Origin of the sequence: Xanthovirga aplysinae (assembly GCF_009711365.1) — a bacterium.
Classification (GTDB): Bacteria; Bacteroidota; Bacteroidia; order Cytophagales; family Cyclobacteriaceae; genus Xanthovirga; species Xanthovirga aplysinae.
The window spans coordinates 1-1,130 of sequence record NZ_SMMB01000326.1 but is presented as its reverse complement, the minus strand read 5'-3'; the positions used below and the strand labels follow the sequence as shown (position 1 = coordinate 1,130).

Genomic DNA, 1,130 nt, shown 5'->3' with positions numbered 1-1,130 from the left:
TGCCTCTGATCCGGCAAAAGTATTAAAAGGTAACTTTGGATCCAGTTTAAAAGGAGGTAAATTAAGAAGCACTTTAGTGGTCGGACAGTTTGCAGTTTCTATTTTCCTGATGGTGGGAACAGGGGTAATTTTCAAACAACTCAAATTTATCCAAATGGCCAATACGGGTTTTCATAAGGAACAATTACTTACCCTTCATGATACTAATATATTAGGTAACCAATCCCAAATCTTCAAAGAAGAATTGCTACAAAATACCCTTTTCAAATCAGCTACGGTTTCTGGTTATTTACCTGTTCATCCCTCTGTAAGGAACAGCATTGTATACCAATCAAAAGAGCTGCAGGCCACTAATGAAGCTTTTCTTTTGGGTGATTGGCGAGTAGATTATGACTATTTGAAAACACTAGGTATGGAAATGGTACAAGGAAGGTTCTTTTCTCCAGAGTTTTTATCTGATTCTTCTTCAATTGTGATTAATGAATCCGTTGCAAAAAAATTAGGTTATAAAGATCCTATTGGAGAGAAAATTCTTAACAAATCAGATAATAATTGGTACACCATTATAGGAGTGGTAAAAAACTTCAACTTTGAATCCTTAAGGGAAGACATTGGTCCCTTAGCTATGCGCCTAGAGAATCACAATGCAGCAATCACTTTTCGTTTTGAGGCTAAGAAAGCAGCTGAAGCAATTGACCTTCTAAAAAATCAATGGGATAAAATGGCATTTGGCCAACCTTTCAACTATTCTTTTTTAGATGATCGTTTTGAAAACATGTACCAACAAGAGCAAAAAACAGGAGAAATCCTTGCTGTATTTTCCATTTTGGCCATTTTTATTGCCTGTCTTGGTTTATTTGGGCTGGCAGCCTTTACAGCGGAACAGCGCAAAAAAGAAATTGGGGTAAGAAAGGTGTTAGGAGCCTCTGTTAGGGGCATTGTGCTTTTGTTATCCAAAGACTTTGGTAAATTGCTGATTATCGCCTTTCTGGTGGCCAGCCCCCTAGCCTGGTGGAGCATGAGCGAATGGTTACTGAATTTCCATTTCCATACCTCTATTGGTTTTGAAATTTTCTTAATGGCTGGTTTGCTCTCTTTTTTTGTGGCCTGGATCACCATGAGCTATCATG

Annotated in this window: 1 protein-coding gene; it reads left to right on the top strand. The window is 38.0% G+C overall.

The window, feature by feature from the left end:
- Nucleotides 1-1,130, top strand: a 1,130-nt coding sequence (locus tag E1171_RS00975; protein WP_155203203.1) for an ABC transporter permease, incomplete at both ends; no start/stop codon positions are given.